Source organism: Pseudomonas sp. GM41(2012) (assembly GCF_000282315.2).
Lineage (GTDB): Bacteria > Pseudomonadota > Gammaproteobacteria > Pseudomonadales > Pseudomonadaceae > Aquipseudomonas.
Map to the genome: position 1 here is coordinate 1810761 of NZ_AKJN02000006.1, position 26175 is coordinate 1836935.

Consider the following 26175-nt stretch of genomic DNA (forward strand, 5'->3'; position numbering starts at 1 on the left):
GCTGGTCAGTTGGCAACGGACCGGCGGATTTTTTCATGTATGATACGCGCCCCATTTCGTTGCCCGACTGTCCGAGAACACCCCATGCAGCTTTCTTCGCTCACTGCGGTTTCCCCTGTTGACGGCCGCTACGCCGGCAAAACCCAGGCCCTGCGCCCAATTTTCAGCGAATACGGCCTGATCCGTGCTCGCGTTCTGGTTGAAGTGCGCTGGCTCCAGCGCCTGGCCGCTCACCCTGGCATCAGCGAAGTGCCGGCGTTCTCCGCCGAAGCCAACGCTGTGCTGAACACCCTGGCGGAAAACTTCGCTCTGGAGCACGCCGAGCGTGTCAAAGAGATCGAGCGCACCACCAACCACGACGTCAAAGCCATTGAGTACCTGCTCAAAGAGCAAGCGGCCAAGCTGCCTGAACTGGCTGCTGTCAGCGAATTCATCCACTTTGCCTGCACCAGCGAGGACATCAACAACCTGTCCCACGCCCTGATGCTGCGCGAAGGCCGTGATGACGTGATGCTGCCACTGATGCGCCAGACCTGCGACGCCATCCGCGAACTGGCGATCCGTTTCGCTGATGTGCCAATGCTGTCGCGCACCCACGGTCAACCGGCTTCGCCGACCACCCTGGGCAAAGAGCTGGCGAACGTGGTTTACCGTCTGGAGCGTCAAATCGCTCAAGTCGCGGCCGTTCCGCTGCTGGGCAAGATCAACGGCGCTGTCGGCAACTACAACGCCCACCTGTCGGCCTACCCTGAAATCGATTGGGAAGAGAACGCCCGCGCCTTCATCGAAGACGAGCTGGGCCTGGGTTTCAACCCGTACACCACGCAGATCGAGCCGCACGACTACATTGCCGAGCTGTTCGACGCGATCGCGCGCTTCAACACCATCCTGATCGACTTCGACCGTGACATCTGGGGCTACATCTCCCTGGGCTATTTCAAACAGCGCACCATCGCTGGCGAAATCGGTTCGTCGACCATGCCGCACAAGGTCAACCCGATCGACTTCGAAAACTCCGAAGGCAACCTGGGTATCGCCAACGCACTGTTCCAGCATCTGGCGAGCAAGCTGCCGATCTCCCGCTGGCAGCGCGACCTGACCGACTCCACCGTATTGCGCAACCTCGGTGTCGGCTTCGCCCACAGCGTGATCGCGTACGAAGCCAGCCTCAAGGGCATCAGCAAACTCGAGCTCAACGCTCAGAAAATCGCTGCTGACCTGGACGCGTGCTGGGAAGTATTGGCCGAGCCAATCCAGACCGTGATGCGTCGCTACAACATCGAAAACCCGTACGAAAAACTGAAAGAGTTGACCCGTGGCAAGGGCATCAGCCCTGAAGCACTGCAAACTTTCATCGACGGCCTGGACATGCCAGCCGCCGCCAAGGCCGAGCTGAAACTGCTCACCCCGGCGAACTACATCGGTAACGCTGTAGAGCAAGCCAAACGCATCTGATCGACCGCTTTACCCTTTTGAGACGCCCGGCAGCGCCGGGCGTTTTTATTCCCGTCTGAAAAGTGCATTTTTTCAATAGGTTACACATGAATCCTGATATTCCTCTTCAACTTCTGGGCGGCATCACGGCGCGCGAATTCCTGCGTGACTACTGGCAGAAAAAACCGCTGCTGATCCGCCAGGCGATCCCTGATTTCGAAAGCCCGATCGACCCAGACGAACTGGCCGGCCTGGCGCTGGAAGAAGAAGTTGAATCGCGCCTGGTGATCGAACACGGCGAGCGTCCTTGGGAAATGCGTCGCGGCCCGTTTGCCGAAGACGAATTCAGCAAGTTGCCGGAAACCGAGTGGACCCTGCTGGTGCAAGCGGTCGACCAATTCGTGCCAGAAGTCAGCGAGTTGCTGGAAAACTTCCGCTTCCTGCCGAGCTGGCGCGTCGACGACGTGATGATCAGCTTCGCCGCCCCGGGTGGCAGTGTCGGTCCGCACTTCGATAACTACGATGTGTTCCTGCTGCAAGGTCACGGCAAGCGCAACTGGAAGATTGGCCAGATGTGCGACTCCGAGAGCAAGCTGCTGCCACACGCCGACCTGCGCATCCTCGCCGACTTCGAAGCCACCGATGAGTGGGTTCTGGAACCGGGCGACATGCTCTACCTGCCGCCGCGCCTGGCCCATTGCGGCGTTGCGGTGGATGACTGCATGACCTACTCGGTCGGCTTCCGCGCCCCGAGCGCCTCTGAAGTGCTGACTCACTTCACCGACTTCCTCAGCCAGTTCCTGACCGATGAAGAACGCTACACCGATGCCGACGCCCTGCCGGCGGTCGATCCACACCAGATTCAGCACGACGCCCTTGATCGCCTGAAAGCTTTGCTGGCCGAGCACATGAGCGACGAGCGCCTGCTGCTGACCTGGTTCGGCCAGTACATGACCGAGCCGCGCTACCCGGAACTGGTCGTCGGCCCGGAAGAAGTCGAAGAAGAAGACTTCCTCGCGAGCCTGGAACAAGGCGCTGTGCTGATCCGCAACCCAAGCGCACGCATGGCCTGGTCCGAAGTCGATGACGACCTGCTGCTGTTCGCCAGCGGCCAGAGCCGTTACCTGCCGGGCAAACTGCGCGAGCTGCTGAAATTGATCTGCGCTGCCGACGCCCTGCACACCGATAACCTCGGTGACTGGCTGAGCGACGAAGACGGCCGCGGCCTGCTGTGCGAGCTGGTCAAGCAAGGCAGCCTGGGGTTTGCTGATGAATAAAATTCACGTACGTGTCGCAGACTGGCAAAAGGACAACGCCGAGATCCGGCGCATTCGTGAGACGGTGTTCATCGCCGAGCAATCCGTTCCGCCTGAGCTGGAATGGGATGCTGATGACGCAACGGCGGTGCATTTCCTGGCCTTCGAAGGCGACTTTCCGATTGGCACCGCCCGCCTGCTACCCGACGGCCACGTCGGCCGGGTGTCGGTGCTGAAAGACTGGCGCGGCTTGAAAGTCGGCGATGCGCTGATGCAAGCGGTAATCGGTGAAGCCGAGAATCGCGGGCTGAAGCAGCAGATGCTGAGCGCGCAGGTACAAGCCACGGCGTTCTATGAGCGCCTGGGCTTCAGCCTGGTCAGTGAGGAATTCCTGGAAGCAGGCATTCCACACGTAGACATGGTGCGGCACTCGACCTGACACCCTGTGGTGAGGGGGCTTGCCCCCTCACCACAGAGAACACCACAAAACGCCCCGCCATCTTCGGATGCCGGGGCGTTTTGCTGTCTACGATTCAACTTGCCCCACGCCGGGCCGACAAACTGGCAATATCAACACTTCAAGATGTCGGAGATAACGGATATGTCCCTACGCACCCTGCTCACCACGCTGCTGCTGACCTGCAGTTTTTCGGTCATGGCCGCCACCGAGATCGTGCCCCTGAACTACCACACCAGCGCCGACATGCTGCCGATGGCCCAGGATTTCATCGGCAAGGAAGGCCAGGTCAGCGCCTATGGCAACCAACTGATCGTCAATGCCGATCAGCGCAAGATCGACGAACTTAAAGCCCTGATTGCGCAACTCGACACCCAACCCAAGCGCCTGTTGATCACCGTCGACACCAACGAAAACAACTTCCAGGGCGATCAGGGTTACTCGGTAAATGGCGCCAAACCGAGCCAGACTCGCATCATCAATCGCAGTACCGACAGCCGTGACGGCGGGATTCAGCAGATCCAGGCCAGCGAAGGGACGCCGGCACTGATCCAGGTCGGCCAGAGCGTTCCGCTCACCAGCACACAGACCGATTCCTACGGCGATCTGCGAAGCCAGACCGAATACCGCAACGTCACCCAGGGTTTCTACGTCACCGCCAGCGTCACCGGCGATATCGTTCACCTCGCGATCAGTACCAATCGTGACCGCATGAGCCAGGAACGTCCCGATGTAGTGAATGTGCAAAGTACCGACACAACTGTCACGGGACGACTGGGTGAATGGATCACCCTGGCCGGCGTGAACCGCCAGACTCAGGCCGACAAACAGGGCCAGACCCGCAGCTACTCGACTCAGGGCCGGGATGACATGACCCTGCGGGTGAAAGTCGATACTTTGGACTAAACCACCGAAAACTGACTGATTAGTCGTATTAGACCAAAGATGTAGTGCCATAAAAAAAGCACTACAAAACGTTTGACGATACAAAAAAGCAAAGGCATGATGGCCTCGCTCCCGCTAATCAGGGGCCCTGGCAAGGGCCTTCGAGGCGCCGTTCGCACCTACCCCGCGAGCCGCTTCGTGTCTGTACCGCCCACAAGGTGTGTTTGACGAGGTTGCCGACTGGAACGAAGTTGTCCCGAGGGACGGAAGCGTAATTAGGTAACCCGGCTCCACACTGAAGTTCGTACCAAGGCCCACGACGCCCGAATGCGCTCGACAGTTCGCCCTTACCTGCTCACTTCCCCTCGAGCCCATCGTTCATCCCGTCGCCACCCCCGCCGAATCCGACTTGACCACCTAAGCTTCTGGTCAGCGAGCAGCCTTTTACGCTTCTAATGCGTATTTGGCAGGAGCAGGAATTTTCCACCCAGACCTATGCGACGAGGTTTATCTCCATGGCACTGACACGCGAACAGCAAATTGCAGCCCTCGAAAAAGATTGGGCTGAAAACCCACGCTGGAAAGGCGTGACACGCGCTTACTCCGCTGCTGACGTCGTCCGCCTGCGTGGCTCGGTTCAACCTGAGCACACCTTTGCAAAATTGGGCGCCGAGAAGCTTTGGAACCTGGTAACCCAGGGCGCCAAGCCGTCCTTCCGTCCTGAGAAAGATTTCGTCAACTGCATGGGCGCCCTGACCGGCGGCCAGGCTGTACAACAAGTTAAAGCCGGTATCCAGGCGATCTACCTGTCGGGCTGGCAAGTCGCTGCGGACAACAACTCCGCCGAATCGATGTACCCGGACCAGTCGCTGTACCCGGTGGATTCGGTTCCAACCGTGGTCAAGCGCATCAACAACTCGTTCCGTCGTGCTGACCAGATCCAATGGAAAGCCGGTAAAGGCCCGGGCGACGAAGGCTACATCGACTACTTCGCTCCAATCGTGGCTGACGCTGAAGCCGGTTTCGGCGGCGTACTGAACGCTTACGAGCTGATGAAAAGCATGATCGAAGCAGGCGCCGCTGGCGTTCACTTCGAAGACCAACTGGCTTCCGTGAAAAAATGCGGCCACATGGGTGGCAAGGTGCTGGTTCCTACCCAGGAAGCTGTACAGAAGCTGACCGCTGCCCGTCTGGCGGCTGACGTTGCCGGTACTCCGACTATCATCCTGGCTCGTACCGACGCTAACGCGGCTGACCTGCTGACTTCGGACTGCGACCCGTACGACCAGCCATTCGTGACTGGCGAACGTACTCAGGAAGGCTTCTACAAAGTGCGCGCCGGTCTCGACCAGGCCATCGCTCGCGGCCTGGCTTACGCTCCGTACGCCGACCTGATCTGGTGCGAAACCGCCAAGCCGGATCTGGACGAGGCTCGTCGCTTCGCTGAAGCGATCAAAAAGGAATACCCGGACCAACTGCTGTCGTACAACTGCTCGCCTTCCTTCAACTGGAAGAAAAACCTGGACGACGCGACCATCGCCAAGTTCCAGCGCGAATTGTCTGCCATGGGTTACAAGCACCAGTTCATCACCCTGGCCGGCATTCACAACATGTGGCACAGCATGTTCAACCTGGCGCACGACTACGCCCGTAACGACATGACTGCCTACGTGAAGCTGCAAGAGCAAGAGTTCGCTGACGCTGCCAAGGGTTACACCTTCGTGGCTCACCAGCAGGAAGTGGGCACCGGCTACTTCGACGACATGACCACCGTGATTCAAGGTGGCTCGTCTTCGGTGACCGCGCTGACCGGTTCGACTGAAGAAGAACAGTTCCACTGATCTGCTTCACCTGAGCAAACGGCCGTTGCGGACCGAATAGAAAGCTAACCGCATCGCCGCACATCTGACGCCCCGACTGGTTCGGGGCGTTTTTTTGCCTGTATTTTCAACACCACGCAAATTTGTAGGAGCAAGGCTTGCCCGCGATGAACGCGCCGCGGTGAGCCAGACGCACCGCATCATCGCTCATCGCGGGCAAGCCTTGCTCCTACAAAAACACGGAAAAATCATTGATCCAGAGCAGTTTTCCAATCAGGAAAAAAGGGTAAAACGACCCCGCTCGCTACTTGCAGTAACGCGCATATAAGACAACTTTCCAGCCACTCACCCGCTAAACAGTTTAAAAACCGATCCAAACAATATTGATTATCATTTAGACGCAACTATGTTCGTTACATTCCCTACAAAACATAATTGATGAAATGCCGGCTAATGCCCGAACGGCATGGGCTACAGGGTTTTGGAGGTGCGCTATGTCCTTATTCCTGTAAATAATTTCGCTATAGGAATTTTACTTGCACGGTGTTGTGCCATAAAATCAGCGGGATTGATTGCTGCGACATATCGTCACTGCTTTGTTTCTTTTTCAAGCTCAGAGACCTTTGCTCTCTGTTAAGGATTACCAGCATGCCCGAAGCGACAGGACTCATGGCCCACAACTGGGGCTTTGCCATTTTCCTTCTGGGCGTCGTCGGCCTTTGCGCCTTCATGCTCGGCGTCTCCAGCCTCCTCGGGTCAAAAGCCTGGGGCCGCAGCAAAAACGAACCGTTCGAATCCGGCATGCTGCCTACAGGTGGCGCCCGTTTGCGGCTCTCTGCAAAATTCTATCTGGTTGCGATGCTCTTCGTGATCTTCGATATCGAAGCCCTTTTTCTCTTTGCCTGGTCTGTGTCCGTCCGCGAAAGCGGCTGGACCGGATTTGTCGAAGCTCTCGTTTTCATAGCAATTCTGTTGGCAGGTCTTGTCTACCTATTTCGAGTGGGCGCCCTTGACTGGGCTCCGGCAGCTCGTCTTAAGCGGCAAGCGAAGCTGAAACAATGAGGCTTTGGCAATGCAATACAATCTCACCAGGATCGACCCCGATGCTCCTAACGAGCAGTATCCGATTGGCGAACGGGAAACCGTTTCCGATCCGTTAGAAGATCAAGTCCACAAAAACATTTTCATGGGCAAGCTCGAAGACGTGCTTAACGGCACGATCAACTGGGGGCGCAAGAACTCCCTGTGGCCGTACAACTTCGGTCTTTCGTGCTGCTACGTGGAAATGACCACCGCCTTCACGGCGCCCCACGACATCGCGCGCTTTGGCGCCGAGGTTATCCGGGCATCGCCGCGTCAGGCGGATTTCATGGTTATCGCCGGTACCTGCTTCATCAAGATGGCGCCGATCATTCAGCGTCTCTACGAGCAAATGCTCGAACCTAAATGGGTTATCTCCATGGGTTCGTGCGCCAACTCCGGTGGCATGTACGACATCTACTCCGTCGTTCAAGGGGTGGACAAGTTCCTGCCCGTGGACGTCTACGTGCCTGGCTGCCCGCCCCGCCCTGAAGCTTTTCTGCAAGGCTTGATGCTGTTGCAGGAGTCGATTGGACAGGAGCGTCGTCCGCTTTCCTGGGTCGTCGGCGATCAAGGCGTGTACCGCGCCGAGATGCCTTCGCAAAAGGAACAGCGCCGCGAACAGCGAATCGCAGTCACCAACCTGCGCAGCCCCGACGAAGTCTGATCCAGACCTGCTTCTTTTATAGAACGAGAACCTGGCTTCATTCTTTACGTTGACCGAAAGCGATAAATAACCATGACTACAGGCAGTGCTCTGTACATCCCGCCTTATAAGGCAGACGACCAGGATGTGGTCGTTGAACTGAACAACCGTTTTGGCCCTGAGGCGTTCACCGCCCAGCCTACCCGCACCGGCATGCCGGTGCTTTGGGTTGCCCGTGCCAAACTCGTCGAAGTCCTGACCTTCCTGCGCAACCTGCCCAAGCCGTACGTCATGCTCTATGACCTGCACGGCGTGGACGAGCGTCTGCGCACCAAGCGTCAAGGGCTGCCAAGCGGCGCCGACTTCACAGTGTTCTATCACTTGATGTCGATCGAACGTAATAGTGACGTAATGATCAAGGTCGCCTTGTCCGAGAGCGACCTCAGCGTGCCGACCGTGACCGGCATCTGGCCAAACGCCAACTGGTACGAGCGTGAAGTGTGGGACATGTACGGCATCAACTTTGCCGGTCACCCGCACCTGACCCGCATCATGATGCCGCCGACCTGGGAAGGTCACCCGCTGCGCAAGGACTTCCCGGCCCGTGCCACCGAGTTCGACCCGTTCAGCCTGACCCTGGCCAAGCAACAGCTTGAGGAAGAAGCCGCGCGCTTCAAGCCTGAAGACTGGGGCATGAAGCGTTCCGGTGCGAACGAGGACTACATGTTCCTCAACCTCGGTCCTAACCACCCTTCCGCGCACGGTGCGTTCCGCATCATTCTGCAGCTGGACGGTGAAGAAATCGTCGACTGCGTTCCGGACGTCGGTTACCACCACCGTGGTGCCGAGAAGATGGCCGAGCGTCAGTCCTGGCACAGTTTCATTCCGTACACCGACCGTATCGACTACCTCGGCGGCGTGATGAACAACCTGCCGTACGTGCTCTCGGTCGAGAAGCTGGCCGGCATCAAGGTGCCTGAGAAGGTCGACGTCATCCGCATCATGATGGCCGAGTTCTTCCGGATCACCAGCCACCTGCTGTTCCTGGGGACTTACATCCAGGACGTCGGCGCCATGACCCCGGTGTTCTTCACGTTCACCGACCGTCAGAAGGCGTACACGGTGATCGAAGCCATTACCGGCTTCCGTCTGCACCCGGCCTGGTACCGCATCGGTGGCGTCGCTCACGACCTGCCGCGCGGCTGGGAAAAACTGGTGAAAGACTTCATCGAGTGGATGCCAAAGCGTCTGGACGAATACCAGAAAGCCGCACTGGACAACAGCATCCTGCGTGGCCGGACCATCGGCGTCGCCGCCTACAACACCAAAGAAGCCCTGGAATGGGGCGTCACCGGTTCCGGCCTGCGTTCGACCGGTTGCGATTTCGACCTGCGTAAAGCTCGCCCGTACTCCGGTTACGAGAACTTCGAATTCGAAGTGCCGCTGGCGGCCAATGGCGATGCCTACGACCGTTGCATCGTGCGTGTCGAAGAAATGCGCCAGAGCCTGAAGATCATCGAGCAGTGCATGCGCAACATGCCGGAAGGCCCGTACAAGGCGGATCACCCGCTGACCACGCCGCCACCGAAAGAGCGCACCCTGCAGCACATCGAGACCCTGATCACGCACTTCCTGCAAGTTTCGTGGGGCCCGGTCATGCCGGCCAACGAATCCTTCCAGATGATTGAAGCGACCAAGGGCATCAACAGTTATTACCTGACGAGCGATGGCGGCACCATGAGCTACCGCACCCGGATTCGCACCCCAAGCTTCCCGCACCTGCAGCAGATCCCTTCGGTGATCAAAGGCAGCATGGTCGCGGACTTGATCGCGTACCTGGGTAGTATCGATTTCGTTATGGCCGACGTGGACCGCTAAGCATGAACAGCACGCTTATCCAGACAGACCGTTTCGCCCTGAGCGAAACCGAGCGCTCGGCCATCGAGCACGAGCTGCATCACTACGAAGACCCGCGCGCGGCGTCGATCGAAGCCCTGAAGATCGTCCAGAAGGAACGTGGCTGGGTGCCTGATGGCGCGCTCTACGCCATCGGCGAAATCCTCGGCATCCCGGCCAGCGACGTTGAAGGGGTGGCGACGTTCTATAGCCAGATCTTCCGTCAGCCGGTCGGCCGTCACATCATTCGCGTCTGCGACAGCATGGTCTGCTACATCGGTGGCCATGAATCGGTAGTCAGCGAAATCCAGAGCAATCTGGGCATCGGCCTGGGTCAGACCACCGCCGACGGTCGTTTCACCCTGCTGCCGGTCTGCTGCCTCGGCAACTGCGACAAGGCGCCGGCGTTGATGATCGACGACGACACTTTCGGTGATGTGCAGCCTGCCGGCGTTGCCAAATTGCTCGAGGGCTACGTATGACCCTGACTTCCTTCGGTCCAGCCAACCGCATCAAGCGGTCGGCCGAGACTCACCCGCTCACCTGGCGTCTGCGTGACGACGGCGAAGCTGTCTGGCTCGACGAGTACCAGGCCAAGAACGGTTACGCGGCTGCGCGCAAAGCCTTCGCCGACATGGCTCAGGACGACATCGTCCAGACCGTGAAGGACTCCGGTCTTAAAGGTCGCGGCGGTGCAGGCTTCCCCACTGGCGTTAAGTGGGGCCTGATGCCCAAAGACGAATCCATCAACATCCGCTACCTGCTGTGCAACGCGGACGAGATGGAACCGAACACCTGGAAAGACCGCATGTTGATGGAGCAACTGCCCCATCTGCTGATCGAAGGCATGCTGATCAGTGCTCGCGCGCTGAAAACCTACCGTGGCTACATCTTCCTGCGTGGCGAATACACCACCGCCGCCAAGCACCTGAACCGTGCCGTGGAAGAAGCCAAGGCAGCGGGCCTGCTGGGTAAAAACATTCTGGGCAGCGGCTTCGATTTCGAGCTGTTCGTCCACACCGGCGCCGGGCGTTACATCTGCGGTGAAGAAACCGCACTGATCAACTCCCTCGAAGGCCGCCGCGCCAACCCGCGCTCCAAGCCGCCCTTCCCTGCCGCCGTTGGTGTGTGGGGCAAGCCGACTTGCGTGAACAACGTTGAAACCCTGTGCAACGTGCCGGCGATCATTGCCGACGGCGTGGACTGGTACAAATCGTTGGCGCGCGAAGGCAGTGAAGACATGGGCACCAAGCTCATGGGCTTCTCCGGCAAGGTCAAGAACCCGGGCCTGTGGGAATTGCCGTTCGGCGTCACCGGTCGCGAGTTGTTCGAAGACTACGCCGGCGGCATGCGCGACGGTTACAAACTCAAGTGCTGGCAGCCTGGCGGCGCCGGTACCGGTTTCCTGTTGCCGGAACACCTCGACGCACAAATGTACGCCGGCGGCATCGCCAAAGTGGGCACCCGTATGGGTACCGGCCTGGCCATGGCGGTGGACGACAGCGTCAACATGGTTTCCCTGCTGCGCAACATGGAAGAGTTCTTCTCCCGCGAATCCTGCGGCTTCTGCACCCCGTGCCGTGACGGTTTGCCGTGGAGCGTCAAGCTTCTGCGCGCCATCGAGAACGGTGAAGGGCAAGCCGGCGATATCGAGACCCTGCTGGGTCTGGTCGGTTTCCTCGGCCCAGGCAAGACCTTCTGTGCTCACGCACCGGGCGCCGTGGAGCCGTTGGGCAGCGCAATCAAATACTTCCGCCATGAGTTCGAAGCCGGCATCGCGCCTACCAGCGCCGTCGTCCCGCCTCTGGCAAGGCCGATCGTAGTCGGCGCGTAAACGCTTAAAAAAGCGAAGGGTCCGTGCCCTTCGCTTTGTCGTGTGATGACGCCTTTAACGGCTGTGTTGATTCACGCGAATAACAAGATTCCATTAGCCACGCCCGCTGACACCGGGCCAACGAAGAACTTTGAACCATGGCCACTATCCACGTAGACGGCAAAGAGCTCGAAGTCGATGGGGCAGACAACCTGTTACAGGCATGTCTGTCGCTAGGCCTCGATATCCCTTATTTCTGCTGGCACCCCGCCCTTGGCAGCGTTGGCGCTTGCCGCCAGTGCGCGGTCAAGCAGTACACCGACGAGAACGACAAGCGTGGTCGGATCGTCATGTCGTGCATGACCCCCGCCACCGACGGCAGCTGGATCTCCATCGACGACGAAGAAGCGAAAGTGTTTCGCGCCAGCGTCGTTGAATGGCTGATGACCAACCACCCTCACGACTGCCCGGTCTGTGAAGAAGGCGGTCACTGCCACCTGCAAGACATGACGGTGATGACCGGCCACAACGAGCGCCGTTACCGCTTCACCAAGCGTACTCACCAGAACCAGCAACTGGGCCCGTTCATTTCCCACGAAATGAACCGCTGCATCGCTTGCTACCGCTGCGTGCGCTTCTATAAGGACTACGCCGGCGGCACCGACCTCGGTGTGTTCGGCGCCCACGACAACGTGTACTTCGGTCGCGTTGAAGACGGCACCCTGGAAAGCGAGTTCTCCGGCAACCTCACCGAGGTCTGCCCGACCGGTGTGTTCACCGACAAGACTCACTCCGAGCGCTACAACCGCAAGTGGGACATGCAGTTCTCGCCGAGCATCTGCCATGGCTGCTCCAGCGGTTGCAACATCTCCCCAGGCGAGCGTTACGGTGAACTGCGTCGTATCGAAAACCGTTTCAACGGTTCGGTAAACCAGTACTTCCTGTGCGACCGTGGCCGCTTCGGCTATGGCTACGTCAACCGCAAGGATCGCCCGCGTCAGGCATTGCTGGCCAACGGCGCCAAGCTGACCCTCGACGAAGCGCTGGATAAAGCCGCCGATCTGCTACGCGGTCGCAACATCGTAGGTATCGGTTCGCCGCGTGCCAGCCTCGAAAGCAACTACGCGTTGCGCGAACTGGTCGGTGCCGAGCACTTCTACTCCGGTATCGAAGCCGCTGAGCTGGAACGCATTCGTCTGGTCATGCAGGTGCTGAAAGACAGCCCGCTGCCGATCCCGAACATGCGCGACATCGAAGACCACGACGCGATCTTCGTCCTCGGTGAAGACCTGACCCAGACTGCTGCGCGCATGGCCCTGTCCCTGCGTCAATCGGTCAAAGGCAAAGCCGAAGACATGGCCGACGCCATGCGCGTTCAGCCTTGGCTCGACGCCGCCGTGAAGAACATCGGTCAGAACGCGCTGAACCCGCTGTTCATCGCCAGCCTGGCTGAAACCAAGCTCGACGACATCGCTGAAGAATGCGTACACGCTGCGCCAGACGACCTGGCCCGCATCGGTTTCGCCGTGGCTCACGCCCTCGACGCCAGCGCGCCTGCCGTTGAAGGCCTGGACGCTGAAGCTCTTGAGCTGGCCAAGCGCATTGCCGACGCCCTGCTCGCCGCCAAGCGTCCGCTGATCATTGCCGGCACCTCGCTGGGTTCCAAGGCGCTGATCGAAGCCGCGGCCAACATCGCCAAAGCCCTGAAGCTGCGCGAGAAGAACGGTTCCATCAGCCTGATCGTGCCAGAGGCCAACAGCCTCGGCCTGGCCATGCTCGGTGGCGACTCGGTCGATGCCGCGCTGCAAGCCGTGATCGACGGTAAAGCTGACGCCATCGTCGTGCTGGAAAACGATCTGTACACCCGTACCGACAAAACCAAGGTCGATGCTGCCCTGAACGCCGCGAAAGTGCTGATCGTGGCGGACCATCAGAAGACCGCCACCAGCGATCGCGCGCACCTGGTTCTGCCAGCCGCCAGCTTCGCTGAAGGCGACGGTACGCTGGTCAGCCAGGAAGGCCGCGCCCAGCGCTTCTTCCAGGTCTTCGACCCGACTTACCTCGACGCAAGCATCATGGTTCACGAAGGCTGGCGCTGGCTGCATGCCCTGCGCGCGACCCTGTTGAACCAGCCGATCGACTGGACCCAACTGGACCACGTCACCGCTGCCTGTGCCGCAAGCACTCCGCAACTGGCCGGCATCGTCAGCGCTGCACCGTCCGCCGCGTTCCGCATCAAAGGCCTGAAACTGGCTCGCGAACCGCTGCGTTACTCCGGTCGTACCGCCATGCGCGCCGACATCAGCGTGCACGAGCCGCGTACTTCCCAGGATAACGACACCGCGTTCTCGTTCTCCATGGAAGGTTACTCGGGCTCGGTCGAACCGCGTCAGCAAGTGCCATTCGCCTGGTCTCCGGGCTGGAACTCGCCGCAAGCCTGGAACAAGTTCCAGGACGAAGTCGGTGGTCACATCCGCGCTGGCGACCCGGGCACCCGCCTGATCGAAAGCACCGGTGACTCGCTGAACTGGTTCGCCAGTGTTCCGCGCGCGTTCAACCCGGCTCCAGGCACCTGGCAGGTTGTGCCGTTCTTCCACCTGTTCGGCAGCGAAGAGAACTCTTCCAAAGCCGCACCGGTTCAGGAACGCATCCCGGCCGCTTACGTGTCGCTGGCCAAATCCGAAGCCGACCGTCTGGGCGTCAATGAGGGCGCCCTGCTGAGCTTGAGCGTGGCTGGCCAGACCCTGCGTCTGCCGCTGCGCATCAACGAAGAGCTGGGTGCCGGTCTGGTCGCATTGCCGGCCGGTATCTCCGGCATTCCGCCAGCGATCTTTGGCAAATCCGTTGACGGTCTGCAGGAGGCAGCTCAATGACCTGGTTCACGCCTGAAGTGATTGACGTGATCATCGCGGTCCTCAAGGCCATCGTGATTCTGCTCGCCGTCGTGGTGTGCGGCGCGCTGCTGAGCTGGGTCGAGCGTCGTTTGCTCGCCCTCTGGCAGGACCGTTACGGTCCGAACCGCGTCGGCCCGTTCGGCGCGTTCCAGATCGCGGCCGACATGATCAAGATGTTCTTCAAGGAAGACTGGACCCCGCCGTTCGCCGACAAAGTGATCTTCACGTTGGCGCCGGTCGTGGCCATGAGCGCCTTGCTGATTGCCTTCGCGATCATCCCGATCACCCCGACCTGGGGTGTGGCGGACATCAACATCGGCATTCTGTTCTTCTTCGCCATGGCCGGTCTGTCGGTCTACGCGGTGCTGTTCGCCGGCTGGTCGAGTAACAACAAGTTCGCCCTGCTGGGCAGCTTGCGGGCCTCGGCACAAACCGTGTCGTACGAAGTGTTCATGGGCCTGTCGCTGATGGGCATCGTGATCCAGGTCGGCTCGTTCAACATGCGCGACATCGTTGAATACCAGGCGCAGAACCTGTGGTTCGTCATTCCGCAGATCTTCGGTTTCCTGACCTTCTTCATTGCTGGCGTCGCCGTGACTCACCGTCACCCGTTCGACCAGCCGGAAGCGGAGCAGGAACTGGCCGACGGTTACCACATTGAATACGCCGGCATGAAATGGGGCATGTTCTTCGTCGGTGAGTACATCGGCATCGTGTTGATTTCGGCGCTGCTGGTGACGTTGTTCTTCGGTGGCTGGCACGGTCCGTTCGGCATTCTGCCGCAGATCCCGTTCATCTGGTTCGCACTGAAAACCGCGTTCTTCATCATGTTCTTCATCCTGCTGCGCGCCTCGATTCCGCGCCCACGGTATGACCAAGTGATGGATTTCAGCTGGAAGTTCTGCCTGCCGCTGACCCTCGTCAACATGCTGGTGACCGCTGCGATCGTGTTGCTCAACACGCCCGCCGTCGCGGCTCAGTGAGGATAGAGAATCATGAAGTACATATTTGACATCGTGCATGGCTTCTTCACCCAGCTTCGCAGCCTGGTGATGATCTTCGGCCACGCCTTCCGCAAGCGCGACACGCTGCAATACCCGGAAGAGGCGGTGTACCTGCCGCCGCGCTTCCGTGGCCGTATCGTGCTGACCCGCGACCCCGACGGCGAAGAGCGCTGTGTAGCCTGCAACCTGTGCGCCGTGGCCTGCCCGGTCGGTTGCATCTCGCTGCAGAAAGCTGAAACCGAAGACGGTCGCTGGTACCCGGACTTCTTCCGCATCAACTTCTCGCGCTGCATTTTCTGCGGCCTCTGCGAGGAAGCCTGCCCGACCACCGCGATCCAGCTGACACCGGATTTCGAGATGGCCGAGTTCAAACGTCAGGACCTGGTGTACGAGAAAGAAGATCTTTTGATCTCCGGCCCCGGCAAAAACCCTGATTACAACTTCTATCGTGTTGCAGGTATGGCGATTGCCGGGAAGCCGAAAGGCTCCGCGCAGAATGAAGCCCAGCCGATCAACGTGAAGAGCTTGCTGCCTTAAGGAAGAAAGATGGAATTCGCTTTCTATTTCGCATCGGGTATCGCGGTTGTGTCCACGCTTCGCGTGATCACCAACACCAACCCTGTGCACGCCCTGCTCTACCTGATCATTTCGCTGATTGCCGTGGCGATGACGTTTTTCGCCCTCGGCGCACCGTTTGCCGGTGTGCTGGAAGTGATCGCCTACGCTGGCGCCATCATGGTGCTGTTCGTGTTCGTGGTGATGATGCTGAACCTGGGCCCGGCCTCGGTTCAGCAAGAGCGCGTCTGGCTCAAGCCCGGTATCTGGCTCGGCCCGGTCGCGCTCGGCACCCTGCTGCTGGTTGAACTGCTGTACGTGCTGTTCAGCCACGACAGCGGCCAGGCCATCGGCCACACCACCGTAGACGCCAAGGCCGTGGGCATCAGCCTGTTCGGTCCTTATCTGCTGGTGGTCGAACTCGCCTCGATGCTGCTGCTCGCCGCAGCCGTCACGGCGTTCCACTTGGGCCGCAACGAAGCCAAGGAGCAATGACGATGCCTGCTATCCCTATGGAGCATGGTCTGGCGGTCGCCGGCATCCTGTTCTGCCTCGGTCTGGTCGGCCTGATGGTCCGCCGCAACATTCTCTTCGTGCTGATGAGCCTGGAGGTCATGATGAATGCCTCCGCACTGGCCTTCATCGTTGCCGGTAGCCGCTGGGCGCAGCCGGATGGACAGATCATGTTCATCCTGGTGATCAGCCTGGCAGCCGCCGAGGCCAGTATTGGCCTGGCGATTCTGTTGCAGCTGTATCGCCGCTTCCACACTCTCGATATCGACGCTGCCAGCGAGATGCGCGGATGAATCTTCTCTATCTGACTTTCGTATTCCCTCTCATAGGTTTCCTGCTGCTGGCGTTCTCACGCGGCCGCCTCTCGGAAAACCTGTCGGCGCTGATCGGCGTCGGCTCCATTGGTCTGTCGGCCATCGTCACGGCTTATGTGATCTGGCAATTCAACGTCGCTCCACCTGAAGGTGGTCACTACACCATGGTGTTGTGGCAGTGGATGGCGGTGGAAGGCTTTACGCCTAACTTCGCGCTGTACCTGGATGGTCTGTCCCTGACCATGCTCGGTGTGGTGGTCGGCGTCGGCTTCCTGATCCACCTGTTCGCGTCCTGGTACATGCGCGGTGAAGCCGGTTACTCGCGCTTCTTCGCCTACACCAACCTGTTTATCGCCAGCATGCTGTTCCTGGTCCTGGGCGATAACCTGTTGTTCCTGTACTTCGGTTGGGAAGGCGTGGGCCTGTGCTCGTACCTGTTGATCGGTTTCTACTACAGCAACCGCAACAACGGTAACGCGGCACTCAAAGCCTTCATCGTCACCCGGATCGGCGACGTGTTCATGGCCATCGGCCTGTTCATCCTGTTCGCGCAACTGGGCACGCTGAACATCCAGGAACTGCTGGTGCTGGCACCGCAGAAATTCCAGGCTGGCGACTTCTGGATGGTCATGGCGACCCTGATGCTGCTGGGCGGCGCTGTCGGTAAATCCGCGCAACTGCCGCTGCAAACCTGGCTGGCGGACGCGATGGCCGGTCCTACTCCGGTTTCGGCACTGATCCACGCCGCAACCATGGTGACCGCCGGTGTCTACCTGATCGCCCGTACTCACGGCCTGTTTTCCCTGGCGCCGGATATCCTGCACCTGGTTGGCGTTGTCGGCGGTGTGACCCTGGTACTCGCCGGTTTTGCCGCACTGGTTCAGACCGACATCAAACGAATCCTCGCCTACTCGACCATGAGCCAGATCGGCTACATGTTCCTGGCGCTGGGCGTTGGTGCCTGGGATGGCGCGATCTTCCACCTGATGACCCACGCCTTCTTCAAGGCGCTGCTGTTCCTTGCATCCGGCTCGGTGATCGTTGCCTGCCACCACGAGCAGAACATCTTCAAGATGGGCGGCCTGTGGAAGAAACTGCCGCTGGCCTACGCCAGCTTCATCGTCGGTGGTGCCGCTCTGGCAGCCCTGCCACTGGTGACCGCAGGCTTCTACTCCAAGGACGAAATCCTCTGGGAAGCGTTCGCCAGCGGCAACCACGGTCTGCTGTACGCAGGTCTGGTCGGTGCGTTCATGACTTCGCTGTACACCTTCCGCCTGATCTTCATCGCGTTCCACGGTGAAGTGAAAACCGAAGCGCACGCCGGTCACGGCATCGCTCACTGGCTGCCACTGTCGGTGCTGATCGTATTGTCTACCGCCATTGGCGCGATGATCGTTCCACCGCTGCACGGTGTGCTGCCGGAAAGCGTCGGTCATGCCGGCGGCGAAGCCAAGCACAGTCTGGAAATCGCGTCGGGCGCCATCGCCCTGTCCGGTATCCTGCTGGCCGCGCTGCTGTTCCTCGGCAAGCGTCGTTTCGTCACTGCAATCGCCAACAGCGGCATCGGCCGCTTCCTTTCGGCCTGGTGGTTCGCTGCCTGGGGCTTCGACTGGATCTACGACAAACTGTTCGTCAAGCCATACCTTGCGATCAGCCACGTACTGCGCAGAGACCCGCTCGACCAGACCATCGGTCTGATCCCGCGTATGGCCAAAGGCGGTCACACCGCCCTGAGCCGTACCGAAACCGGTCAACTGCGTTGGTACGCGGCATCGATGGCAGCCGGCTCCGTGCTGGTCATCGGCGCCATCGTGCTGGTAGCGGTCTGAATATGAACCTTGCGAACTTGCGAAAGGAATTGAGCCCGTCATGATTCTGCCTTGGCTAATCCTGATCCCCTTCATCGGCGGCCTGCTGTGCTGGATGGGTGAGCGCTTCGGCGCTACCCTCCCCCGCTGGATTGCGCTGATCACCATGTCCCTGTTGCTCTCCCTCGGCCTCTGGCTGTGGGCCAACGGTGACTATTCACTTGCCCCGGCGCCTGGCGCCGACCCGACCTGGGTGCTTGAGTTCAAGCATGTCTGGATCCAGCGTTTCGGCATCAGCGTGCACCTGGCCCTCGACGGCCTGTCGCTGCTGATGATCATGCTGACCGGTCTGCTGGGTGTTCTCTCGGTACTGTGTTCGTGGAAAGAGATTCAACGTCATGTTGGCTTCTTCCACCTGAACCTGATGTGGATCCTGGGCGGTGTCGTCGGCGTGTTCCTCGCCCTCGACCTGTTCATGTTCTTCTTCTTCTGGGAAATGATGCTGGTGCCGATGTACTTCCTCATCGCGCTCTGGGGTCACAGTTCTTCGGACGGCAAGAAAACCCGGATCTACGCAGCGACCAAGTTCTTCATCTTCACTCAGGCGTCCGGCCTGATCATGTTGGTGGCGATCCTGGGTCTGGTTCTGGTCAACTTCAACGACACCGGCGTAATTACCTTCAACTACGCCGACCTGTTGAAAACCAAGATGTCGCTGACCACCGAGTACATCCTGATGCTCGGTTTCTTCATCGCTTTCGCGGTGAAGCTGCCAGTGGTGCCGTTCCACTCCTGGTTGCCTGACGCTCACGCCCAGGCGCCAACAGCGGGTTCGGTCGACCTGGCCGGTATCTTGCTGAAAACCGCTGCTTACGGTCTGCTGCGCTTCGCCCTGCCGCTGTTCCCGAATGCGTCGGCCGAGTTTGCGCCGTTCGCCATGACCCTCGGTCTGATCGGGATCTTCTACGGTGCGTTCCTGGCGTTCGCACAAACTGACATCAAGCGTCTGGTCGCGTACTCCAGCGTTTCGCACATGGGCTTCGTGCTGATCGGCATCTACTCCGGCAGCCAACTGGCGCTGCAGGGCGCGGTGATGCAGATGCTCGCGCACGGCCTGTCGGCCGCGGCACTCTTTATCCTGTGTGGCCAGCTCTACGAGCGCACTCACACTCGCGACATGCGTGAAATGGGTGGCCTGTGGTCGAAAATCGCCTACCTGCCAGGCGTCAGCCTGTTCTTCGCGGCGGCCTCCCTGGGCTTGCCGGCGACCGGTAACTTCGTCGGCGAATTCCTGATCCTGATCGGCACGTTCCCTGCCGCCCCATGGATCACTATCATCGCGACGTCCGGTCTGGTGTTCGGTTCGGTCTACTCGCTGATCATGATTCACCGTGCCTACTTCGGCGCGTCCAAATCGGACGCGGTGATGCATGGTATGGACGGTCGCGAACTGATCATGGTGGTCGGTCTGGCGGCACTGCTGATTTACATCGGCGTGTACCCGCAGCCGTTCCTCGACACCTCTGCCGCGACGATGCATGGCGTGCAGCAGTGGCTCGGCACCGCCTTCACTCAACTCGCTTCGGCCCGGTAAGAGCGCTATGGAATTCACGACTCAACACTTTATCGCGCTTGCGCCGTTGTTGATCACCAGCGCCACGATCATCGTGGTGATGCTGGCGATCGCCTGGCGCCGCAACCACTCGCAGACCTTCCTGATTTCCGTGGCGGGTCTGAACCTGGCGTTGCTGTCGATCCTGCCAGCCCTGAAAGTCGCGCCTCTGGCCGTGACTCCACTGCTGCAGATCGACACCTTCGCTTGCTTGTACATGGCGCTGATCCTGGTCGCCACCCTCGCTTGTGTGACCCTCGCCCACGCCTACCTCGGCGATGGCGGTTCGGGTTACCCGGGCAACCGTGAAGAACTTTACCTGCTGATCCTGATGGCCGCCGCCGGTGGCCTGGTACTGGTCAGCGCGCAGCACCTGGCCGGGTTGTTCATCGGTCTGGAACTGCTCTCGGTACCGGTCTACGGTCTGGTGGCTTACGCCTTCTTCAACAAGCGTTCGCTGGAAGCCGGTATCAAGTACATGGTGCTGTCGGCCGCCGGTTCCGCGTTCCTGTTGTTCGGTATGGCACTGCTGTATGCCGACTCCGGTAGCCTGAGCTTCGTCGGTATCGGCCAGGCCCTGGCGGCCACCGGCCTGCCAAGCTCGCTGGCGCAACTGGGCCTGGGCATGATGCTGATCGGTCTGGCGTTCAAGCTGTCGCTGGTACCGTTCCACCTCTGGACCCCGGACGTTTACGAAGGTGCTCCGGCACCGGTAGCTGCGTTCCTGGCCACCGCTTCGAAAGTGGCGGTGTTTGCGGTGATGGTGCGTCTGTTCCAGATCTCGCCAGCCGCAAGCAGCGGTGTCCTGAGCGACGTGCTGACCATCATCGCCATCGCGTCGATCCTGTTCGGTAACCTGCTGGCACTGACCCAGAGCAACCTCAAGCGTCTGCTGGGTTACTCGTCCATCGCTCACTTCGGTTACCTGCTGATCGCCCTGGTGGCGAGCAAGGGTCTGGCCGTGGAAGCCATCGGCGTGTACCTGGTCACCTACGTGATCACCAGCCTCGGCGCGTTCGGCGTGATCACGCTGATGTCCTCGCCGTACAACGGCCGTGACGCGGATGCCCTGTACGAATACCGCGGCCTGTTCTGGCGCCGTCCGTACCTGACCGCCGTACTGACCGTAATGATGCTGTCCCTGGCCGGTATCCCGCTGACCGCGGGCTTCATCGGCAAGTTCTACATCATCGCTACCGGCGTCGAGTCGCACCAATGGTGGCTGGTCGGTTCCCTGGTACTGGGCAGCGCCATCGGCGTCTTCTACTACCTGCGTGTGATGGTCACCCTGTTCCTGATCGAACCGAACCTGCGTCGCCACGATGCGCAACTGCACTGGGAACAGCGTGCAGGCGGCGTGATGCTGCTGGCGATCGCTGCACTGGCGTTCTTCCTTGGGCTGTATCCACAGCCGTTGCTGGTGCTGGTTCAGCAGGCAGGGTTGGCGGGTTGATCGCTTAAGCGACACTTGGTAGAAAACAGAAACGGCACCTTCGGGTGCCGTTTTTGCGTTTTGGGAGATCTCACTCCAGCCTCTCCCCTCTCCTCCTGCATATCCAGAATAGCCTCGCGGGTGAATCAGCCGCGTCCTACATCCCCTTCCCTGCCTTCGACTTAACGTAATGACCTGACCGAATTGGCAGGAACAGAAACCTTGACCTATTCGATTCTTGTGATAGAAATATACGCAGGTAACGTACAGAACATGGACGCTCTTTTTATCGAATTACCCGCATTTCAAAAGCACAGAAATGACTACCTGGACGACGAACTGTTTCGCAGCTTTCAACTGGAGCTGCTGAAAAACCCGGAAGCGGGCGATCCAGTGGAAGGTATGGGCGGCTTGCGAAAGGTCCGTTTCTCCGACCAGCGACGAGGCAAAGGCAAGCGCAGTGGACTAAGGGTGATTTATTACTGGTGGTCGGGTTTTGATCAATTCTGGCTGTTCACCGTATATAGCAAAAACGAGCAAGACGACCTGTCGCCTTCCCAGAAGAAACTTTTCAGACAAACTCTAGATAGCGAAATCAACACGAGATCCCACTATGAAACGTGACATTTTTGCAGAACTGATGGAAGGCCTTGAAGCCTTGGCCGACGAGCGCCAAGGCAAGGTCACGCTGCGAACCCACAAGGTCAAACTGCCAAAACTGGTGCCAATCACTGCCGAGGAAGTCGTAGCCATACGCCAACAACTCAACCTTTCCCGTTCGGTATTCGCGATGTATTTGCGTACGAATACCCGGACGCTGGAAAACTGGGAGCAAGGACGCGCACAACCGAATGCACAGGCCACGACCTTGATTCGACTGGTCGAGCGCTTTCCAGAAACAGTCGAGCAATTGGCGGTGTTGACTTGACTCCAGTGCGATGGCGGCGGACCAGGCACAAACAAAAACGGCACCTTACGGTGCCGTTCGCATTTCGAAGTCCAGCGGTTTACTTACGCGCCGCCTCCCACGATTTCAGCAGTTCGGCATAACTCACGGTTTCACCTTTAGGCTTCTCGTTCGCCAGTTTCGGCTTCGGTGCACCCGGTTGATCCAACCAGTACTGCGCGTCGCGCTCGGGGTTCATTTTCGGTGCGCAGGTGGCTTGCGCCTTCGAGCGTTCCAGTCGGGTCATGATCGCGTCCTGATCCTTGGCCAAACCATCCAGAGCCTGTTGCGGGGTTTTCTCGCCGCTGGCGGCTTCGGCGATGTGGCTCCACCACAGTTGCGCCAAACGCGGATAGTCCGGCACGTTGGTCCCGGTCGGGGTCCATTGCACGCGGGCCGGGCTGCGATAGAACTCGACCAGACCACCGAGTTTCGGTGCCAGGTCGGTCATCGCTTGCGAGTTGATGTCCGACTCGCGGATCGGCGTCAGGCCAACGATGGTTTTCTTCAGGGAGACGGTTTTCGAGGTCACGAACTGCGCGTACAGCCAGGCCGCGAGTTTTTGCTTCTCAGGCGTGGACTTCATGAAAGTCCAGGAACCGGCGTCCTGATAACCGAGCTTCATGCCCTCTTCCCAGTACGGACCTTTCGGCGACGGCGCCATGCGCCATTTCGGCGTGCCGTCGGCGTTCATCACCGGCAAGCCCGGCTTGGTCATGTCGGCGGTAAACGCGGTGTACCAGAAGATCTGCTGGGCGATGTTGCCCTGGGACGGTACCGGACCGGATTCGGAGAAGGTCATGCCCGCCGCTTCCGGTGGCGCATATTTTTTCAGCCAGTCGACATACTTGGTGGTTGCATAGACCGCCGCCGGGCCGTTGGTGTCGCCGCCGCGGGTCACGCTGGAACCCACCGGATGGCAGTCCTCGACGCGGATGCCCCACTCGTCCACCGGCAATCCGTTGGGAATGCCCTTATCGCCAGCACCGGCCATGGAGAACCAGGCATCGGTGAAGCGCCAGCCGAGGGACGGGTCTTTCTTGCCGTAGTCCATGTGCCCGTAGATACGCTTGCCGTCGATTTCCTTGACGTCTTCGCTGAAGAATTTGGCGATGTCTTCATAGGCCGACCAGTTCACCGGCACGCCCAGTTCATAACCGTATTTTTCTTTGAATTTTGCTTTCAGATCCGCCCGCTCGAACCAGTCGGCGCGAAACCAGTAAAGGTTGGCGAACTGCTGGTCGGGCAGTTGATAGATCTTGCCGTCCGGCGCGGTGGTGAACGAGATGCCGATGAAGTCTTTGATGTCCAGAGTCGGCGAGGTATAGGCCTTGCCTTCGTTGGCCATCAGGTCGGTGATCGATTCGGTTTTACCGTAGCGAAAGTGCGTGCCGATCAGGTCCGAGTCGTTGACCCAGCCGTCATAGATGTTCTTGTCCGATTGCATCTGGGTCTGCAGCTTTTCCACCACGTCGCCTTCTTGCAGCAAGTCGTGGGTCAGCTTGATCCCGGTGATCTCGGTAAAGGCCTTGGCCAGCGTTTTGGATTCATATTCGTGGGTCGCGATGGTTTCCGAGACCACCTTGATGCTCATCCCGCGAAACGGCTCGGACGCCTTGATAAACCACTTCAACTCTTCGAGCTGCTGTTCCGGGGTGAGGGTGGACGGTTTGAATTCGCTGCCAATCCATTTCTTGGCGGCGTCTTCATAAGCATCGGCCCAGGCTGCAGCGCTCAGCCCGCTGAGTGCCAGCATGGCTGCCAATGAAACGCTATGTCGCAGCTTATTGTTTTTGTCGAACATAGAGACCTCCTTATAGGGTTTCGGAGCAACTTTGCCGAGCGATTCGACTAGCCCCAACGCATCACAGCCAACAGCCACACCAGGGACAACGCGAACGCAACCCAGATGCTCCAGTCGGTGACGCCGATTACCAGCAAATGCAGGTAGGCGCTGCCGAGAAGACCGATAAACAACCGATCGCCACGGGTGGTGGCAATCGGCAACAAACCACGCCGAAGAATGCTCGGCGAACGCAGTTCCCAGGTCGTCATGCCCACCAGGATCAAGGCAATGACGCTGAAGAATGCCGCCGTAGGGCCGGTCCAACTCATCCATTCCATCATCAGCTCCTCAGACCCGGCCCAGGGCAAAGCCCTTGGCCACGTGGTTGCGAACAAACCAGATCACCAGCATGCCTGGCAGGATAGTCAACACCCCCGCCGCCGCCAGCACGCCCCAGTCGATGCCGGACGCCGAGACCGTGCGCGTCATCACCGCCGCAATCGGTTTGGCGTTGACCGAGGTCAGGGTTCGCGCCAGCAGCAGTTCGACCCAGGAAAACATGAAGCAGAAAAATGCCGTCACACCGATCCCGGAACCAATCAGCGGAACGAAAATCTTCACGAAGAACTTGGGAAAACTGTAGCCATCGATGTAGGCGGTTTCGTCGATCTCCTTCGGCACGCCAGACATGAAACCCTCAAGAATCCACACCGCCAATGGCACGTTAAACAGGCAGTGAGCCAGTGCCACCGCGATGTGGGTGTCGAACAAACCGATCGAGGAATACAGCTGGAAGAACGGCAGCAAAAACACCGCCGGTGGCGCCATGCGGTTGGTCAGGAGCCAGAAAAACAGGTGCTTGTCACCGAGGAACCGATAGCGCGAGAACGCATACGCGGCCGGCAATGCCACGCTCAGCGAAATCACTGTGTTCAGGCTCACGTAGTACAGCGAGTTGAGATAACCGGTGTACCAGCTCGGGTCGGTGAAAATCACTTTGTAGTTGGCGAAGGTGAAATCCTGAGGAAACAGCGTCAGACCGCCGAGGATTTCGGTGTTGCTCTTGAAGGACATGTTCAGCAGCCAGTAGATCGGCACCAGCAGGAACAGGATGTAGATCAGCAGTGGAATCAGCTTTCTCTTGCTCATGGCGGGCCTCACCGATTGGCGTCAGAGTGAGTCATGGCGGTGTAGAACAGCCACGACACCAACAGGATGATCAGGAAGTACACCAGCGAGAAAGCCGCCGCCGGGCCGAGGTCGAATTGCCCTACGGCCATTTGGGTCAAGGTCTGACTCAAGAAGGTCGTGGCATTGCCCGGACCGCCACCGGTCAATACAAACGGCTCGGTGTAGATCATGAAACTGTCCATGAACCGCAGCATCACCGCGATCAACAACACGCTCTTGAGCTTGGGCAACTGGATGTGTCGGAACACCGCCCAGGCCGATGCCCGATCAATCCGTGCCGCCTGGTAATACACGTCCGGAATCGCCCGCAGCCCCGAGAAACACAACAGCGCCACCAACGACGTCCAGTGCCAGACGTCCATCACCAGCACCGTGACCCAGGCGTCCATGGTGTTGGCCGCATAGTTGTAGTTGATGCCCATGGCCTTCAGGCTGGCGCCGAGCAGACCAATGTCCGCCCGACCGAAGATCTGCCAGATCGTCCCCACCACGTTCCACGGAATCAGCAACGGAATCGCCAGGATGATCAGCACCAGCGAGGACCAGCGGCCCTTGATCGGCATGGTCAGGGCGATGGCGATGCCCAGCGGGATTTCGATCAGCAGCACACAGCCGGAGTAGATGAACTGACGCAGTAATGAGTCATGCAGGCGCGGATCGAGCAGCACTTGCTTGTACCAGTCGGCGCCGACGAAGTAGCGGCTGGACTGGTCGAAGATGTCCTGCACCGAGTAGTTGACCACCGTCATCATCGGGACCACCGCACTGAACGCCACCAGCAAAAACACCGGCAACACCAGCCACCAGGCCTTGTTGTTCTGCACCTTGTTCAT

24 protein-coding genes are annotated in these 26175 nt (G+C 59.4%); 20 read left to right on the top strand and 4 right to left on the bottom strand.

All coding sequences use genetic code 11. From position 1 onward, the window contains the following. Window positions 1–84 precede the first annotated feature (84 nt). The 20 genes from purB (at window position 85) to PMI27_RS17605 (ending at window position 22347) form a co-directional block, all read left to right on the top strand. Window positions 85–1455, top strand: coding sequence for an adenylosuccinate lyase (gene purB / locus PMI27_RS17700; RefSeq protein WP_008146027.1), 1371 nt, complete (start codon window positions 85–87; stop codon window positions 1453–1455). 86 nt (window positions 1456–1541) lie between these two features. After that, window positions 1542–2711 carry a ribosomal protein uL16 3-hydroxylase gene (locus PMI27_RS17695; RefSeq protein ID WP_008146029.1) on the top strand — a complete coding sequence of 390 codons (1170 nt, stop codon included), beginning with the start codon at window positions 1542–1544 and terminating at the stop codon, window positions 2709–2711. Then, window positions 2704–3129: a GNAT family N-acetyltransferase gene (locus tag PMI27_RS17690; protein ID WP_008146031.1), complete on the top strand. Its 426-nt coding sequence runs from the start codon at window positions 2704–2706 to the stop codon at window positions 3127–3129. The genes PMI27_RS17695 and PMI27_RS17690 overlap by 8 nt, the downstream gene beginning before the upstream one ends. Window positions 3130–3291: 162 nt before the next feature. Next, a complete protein-coding gene (locus PMI27_RS17685) occupies window positions 3292–4053 on the top strand; it encodes a secretin N-terminal domain-containing protein (protein ID WP_008146032.1) in 762 nt (253 codons plus the stop codon). A 494-nt stretch (window positions 4054–4547) separates the two neighbouring features. Beyond that, window positions 4548–5873 carry an isocitrate lyase gene (gene aceA / locus PMI27_RS17680; RefSeq protein WP_008032724.1) on the top strand — a complete coding sequence of 442 codons (1326 nt, stop codon included), beginning with the start codon at window positions 4548–4550 and terminating at the stop codon, window positions 5871–5873. A 627-nt stretch (window positions 5874–6500) separates the two neighbouring features. Then, window positions 6501–6914: an NADH-quinone oxidoreductase subunit A gene (locus PMI27_RS17675; RefSeq protein WP_008146033.1), complete on the top strand. Its 414-nt coding sequence runs from the start codon at window positions 6501–6503 to the stop codon at window positions 6912–6914. Between the two features lie 10 nt (window positions 6915–6924). Next, the gene (locus PMI27_RS17670) at window positions 6925–7599 is read left to right on the top strand and encodes a NuoB/complex I 20 kDa subunit family protein (RefSeq protein WP_008146035.1); all 675 of its coding nucleotides are present in this window, start codon (window positions 6925–6927) and stop codon (window positions 7597–7599) included. Window positions 7600–7671: 72 nt separating this feature from the next. Next, a complete protein-coding gene (gene nuoC, locus PMI27_RS17665) occupies window positions 7672–9456 on the top strand; it encodes an NADH-quinone oxidoreductase subunit C/D (protein WP_008146037.1) in 1785 nt (594 codons plus the stop codon). 2 nt (window positions 9457–9458) lie between these two features. Next, complete coding sequence (nuoE, locus tag PMI27_RS17660) at window positions 9459–9956, top strand: NADH-quinone oxidoreductase subunit NuoE (protein ID WP_008146039.1); 498 nt, start codon at window positions 9459–9461, stop codon at window positions 9954–9956. Then, window positions 9953–11308: an NADH-quinone oxidoreductase subunit NuoF gene (gene nuoF / locus PMI27_RS17655; protein ID WP_008146041.1), complete on the top strand. Its 1356-nt coding sequence runs from the start codon at window positions 9953–9955 to the stop codon at window positions 11306–11308. The genes nuoE and nuoF overlap by 4 nt, the downstream gene beginning before the upstream one ends. A 137-nt stretch (window positions 11309–11445) precedes the next feature. Beyond that, window positions 11446–14160, top strand: a complete 2715-nt coding sequence (gene nuoG, locus PMI27_RS17650) for an NADH-quinone oxidoreductase subunit NuoG (protein WP_008146043.1) — start codon at window positions 11446–11448, stop codon at window positions 14158–14160. Beyond that, window positions 14157–15164, top strand: a complete 1008-nt coding sequence (gene nuoH / locus PMI27_RS17645; RefSeq protein ID WP_008146046.1) for an NADH-quinone oxidoreductase subunit NuoH — start codon at window positions 14157–14159, stop codon at window positions 15162–15164. The genes nuoG and nuoH overlap by 4 nt, the downstream gene beginning before the upstream one ends. Before the next feature lie 12 nt (window positions 15165–15176). Further along, entirely contained in the window at window positions 15177–15722 is a 546-nt protein-coding gene (gene nuoI / locus PMI27_RS17640; protein WP_007905075.1) for an NADH-quinone oxidoreductase subunit NuoI, read from the top strand. 9 nt (window positions 15723–15731) lie between these two features. Further along, entirely contained in the window at window positions 15732–16235 is a 504-nt protein-coding gene (gene nuoJ, locus PMI27_RS17635) for an NADH-quinone oxidoreductase subunit J (protein ID WP_008146049.1), read from the top strand. Window positions 16236–16237: 2 nt separating this feature from the next. Continuing rightward, window positions 16238–16546, top strand: a complete 309-nt coding sequence (gene nuoK / locus PMI27_RS17630) for an NADH-quinone oxidoreductase subunit NuoK (protein WP_007946416.1) — start codon at window positions 16238–16240, stop codon at window positions 16544–16546. After that, on the top strand, window positions 16543–18396 hold the full coding sequence (nuoL, locus tag PMI27_RS17625) for an NADH-quinone oxidoreductase subunit L (protein WP_008146051.1): 1854 nt from the start codon (window positions 16543–16545) through the stop codon (window positions 18394–18396). The genes nuoK and nuoL overlap by 4 nt, the downstream gene beginning before the upstream one ends. Window positions 18397–18436: 40 nt before the next feature. Then, window positions 18437–19969: an NADH-quinone oxidoreductase subunit M gene (gene nuoM / locus PMI27_RS17620; protein ID WP_008146052.1), complete on the top strand. Its 1533-nt coding sequence runs from the start codon at window positions 18437–18439 to the stop codon at window positions 19967–19969. Window positions 19970–19976: 7 nt separating this feature from the next. Next, entirely contained in the window at window positions 19977–21440 is a 1464-nt protein-coding gene (gene nuoN / locus PMI27_RS17615; RefSeq protein ID WP_008146054.1) for an NADH-quinone oxidoreductase subunit NuoN, read from the top strand. A gap of 252 nt (window positions 21441–21692) precedes the next feature. Beyond that, window positions 21693–22043, top strand: a complete 351-nt coding sequence (locus PMI27_RS17610; protein WP_033053357.1) for a toxin — start codon at window positions 21693–21695, stop codon at window positions 22041–22043. Next, window positions 22033–22347 (top strand): helix-turn-helix domain-containing protein, encoded by a 315-nt coding sequence (locus tag PMI27_RS17605; protein ID WP_008146058.1) that lies wholly within the window; start codon window positions 22033–22035, stop codon window positions 22345–22347. The genes PMI27_RS17610 and PMI27_RS17605 overlap by 11 nt, the downstream gene beginning before the upstream one ends. A gap of 79 nt (window positions 22348–22426) precedes the next feature. Here the strand turns inward: PMI27_RS17605 and PMI27_RS17600 are convergent, their stop codons facing one another. From PMI27_RS17600 to PMI27_RS17585, 4 genes are read right to left on the bottom strand one after another with little or no spacing between them, the layout of a single operon-like run. Next, complete coding sequence (locus PMI27_RS17600; RefSeq protein ID WP_008146059.1) at window positions 22427–24169, bottom strand: ABC transporter substrate-binding protein; 1743 nt, start codon at window positions 24167–24169, stop codon at window positions 22427–22429. A 47-nt stretch (window positions 24170–24216) separates the two neighbouring features. Further along, window positions 24217–24489: a DUF2160 domain-containing protein gene (locus PMI27_RS17595; protein ID WP_008146061.1), complete on the bottom strand. Its 273-nt coding sequence runs from the start codon at window positions 24487–24489 to the stop codon at window positions 24217–24219. Between the two features lie 10 nt (window positions 24490–24499). Next, window positions 24500–25300 carry a carbohydrate ABC transporter permease gene (locus tag PMI27_RS17590; RefSeq protein WP_007896138.1) on the bottom strand — a complete coding sequence of 267 codons (801 nt, stop codon included), beginning with the start codon at window positions 25298–25300 and terminating at the stop codon, window positions 24500–24502. 8 nt (window positions 25301–25308) lie between these two features. Then, entirely contained in the window at window positions 25309–26175 is an 867-nt protein-coding gene (locus PMI27_RS17585) for a carbohydrate ABC transporter permease (protein ID WP_008146063.1), read from the bottom strand.

Coding starts and splice junctions, on each gene's coding strand:
- nuoG (WP_008146043.1), top strand. CDS start 11,446: ATGGCCACTATCCACGTAGACGGCAAAGAGCTCGAAGTCGATGGGGCA.
- purB (WP_008146027.1), top strand. CDS start 85: ATGCAGCTTTCTTCGCTCACTGCGGTTTCCCCTGTTGACGGCCGCTAC.
- PMI27_RS17695 (WP_008146029.1), top strand. CDS start 1,542: ATGAATCCTGATATTCCTCTTCAACTTCTGGGCGGCATCACGGCGCGC.
- nuoE (WP_008146039.1), top strand. CDS start 9,459: ATGAACAGCACGCTTATCCAGACAGACCGTTTCGCCCTGAGCGAAACC.
- nuoK (WP_007946416.1), top strand. CDS start 16,238: ATGCCTGCTATCCCTATGGAGCATGGTCTGGCGGTCGCCGGCATCCTG.
- nuoC (WP_008146037.1), top strand. CDS start 7,672: ATGACTACAGGCAGTGCTCTGTACATCCCGCCTTATAAGGCAGACGAC.
- PMI27_RS17685 (WP_008146032.1), top strand. CDS start 3,292: ATGTCCCTACGCACCCTGCTCACCACGCTGCTGCTGACCTGCAGTTTT.
- PMI27_RS17690 (WP_008146031.1), top strand. CDS start 2,704: ATGAATAAAATTCACGTACGTGTCGCAGACTGGCAAAAGGACAACGCC.
- nuoL (WP_008146051.1), top strand. CDS start 16,543: ATGAATCTTCTCTATCTGACTTTCGTATTCCCTCTCATAGGTTTCCTG.
- PMI27_RS17600 (WP_008146059.1), bottom strand. CDS start 24,169: ATGTTCGACAAAAACAATAAGCTGCGACATAGCGTTTCATTGGCAGCC.
- PMI27_RS17585 (WP_008146063.1), bottom strand. CDS start 26,175: ATGAACAAGGTGCAGAACAACAAGGCCTGGTGGCTGGTGTTGCCGGTG.
- nuoJ (WP_008146049.1), top strand. CDS start 15,732: ATGGAATTCGCTTTCTATTTCGCATCGGGTATCGCGGTTGTGTCCACG.
- PMI27_RS17595 (WP_008146061.1), bottom strand. CDS start 24,489: ATGGAATGGATGAGTTGGACCGGCCCTACGGCGGCATTCTTCAGCGTC.
- nuoI (WP_007905075.1), top strand. CDS start 15,177: ATGAAGTACATATTTGACATCGTGCATGGCTTCTTCACCCAGCTTCGC.
- PMI27_RS17670 (WP_008146035.1), top strand. CDS start 6,925: ATGCAATACAATCTCACCAGGATCGACCCCGATGCTCCTAACGAGCAG.
- nuoF (WP_008146041.1), top strand. CDS start 9,953: ATGACCCTGACTTCCTTCGGTCCAGCCAACCGCATCAAGCGGTCGGCC.
- PMI27_RS17590 (WP_007896138.1), bottom strand. CDS start 25,300: ATGAGCAAGAGAAAGCTGATTCCACTGCTGATCTACATCCTGTTCCTG.
- nuoM (WP_008146052.1), top strand. CDS start 18,437: ATGATTCTGCCTTGGCTAATCCTGATCCCCTTCATCGGCGGCCTGCTG.
- nuoH (WP_008146046.1), top strand. CDS start 14,157: ATGACCTGGTTCACGCCTGAAGTGATTGACGTGATCATCGCGGTCCTC.
- PMI27_RS17605 (WP_008146058.1), top strand. CDS start 22,033: ATGAAACGTGACATTTTTGCAGAACTGATGGAAGGCCTTGAAGCCTTG.
- nuoN (WP_008146054.1), top strand. CDS start 19,977: ATGGAATTCACGACTCAACACTTTATCGCGCTTGCGCCGTTGTTGATC.
- PMI27_RS17675 (WP_008146033.1), top strand. CDS start 6,501: ATGCCCGAAGCGACAGGACTCATGGCCCACAACTGGGGCTTTGCCATT.
- PMI27_RS17610 (WP_033053357.1), top strand. CDS start 21,693: ATGGACGCTCTTTTTATCGAATTACCCGCATTTCAAAAGCACAGAAAT.
- aceA (WP_008032724.1), top strand. CDS start 4,548: ATGGCACTGACACGCGAACAGCAAATTGCAGCCCTCGAAAAAGATTGG.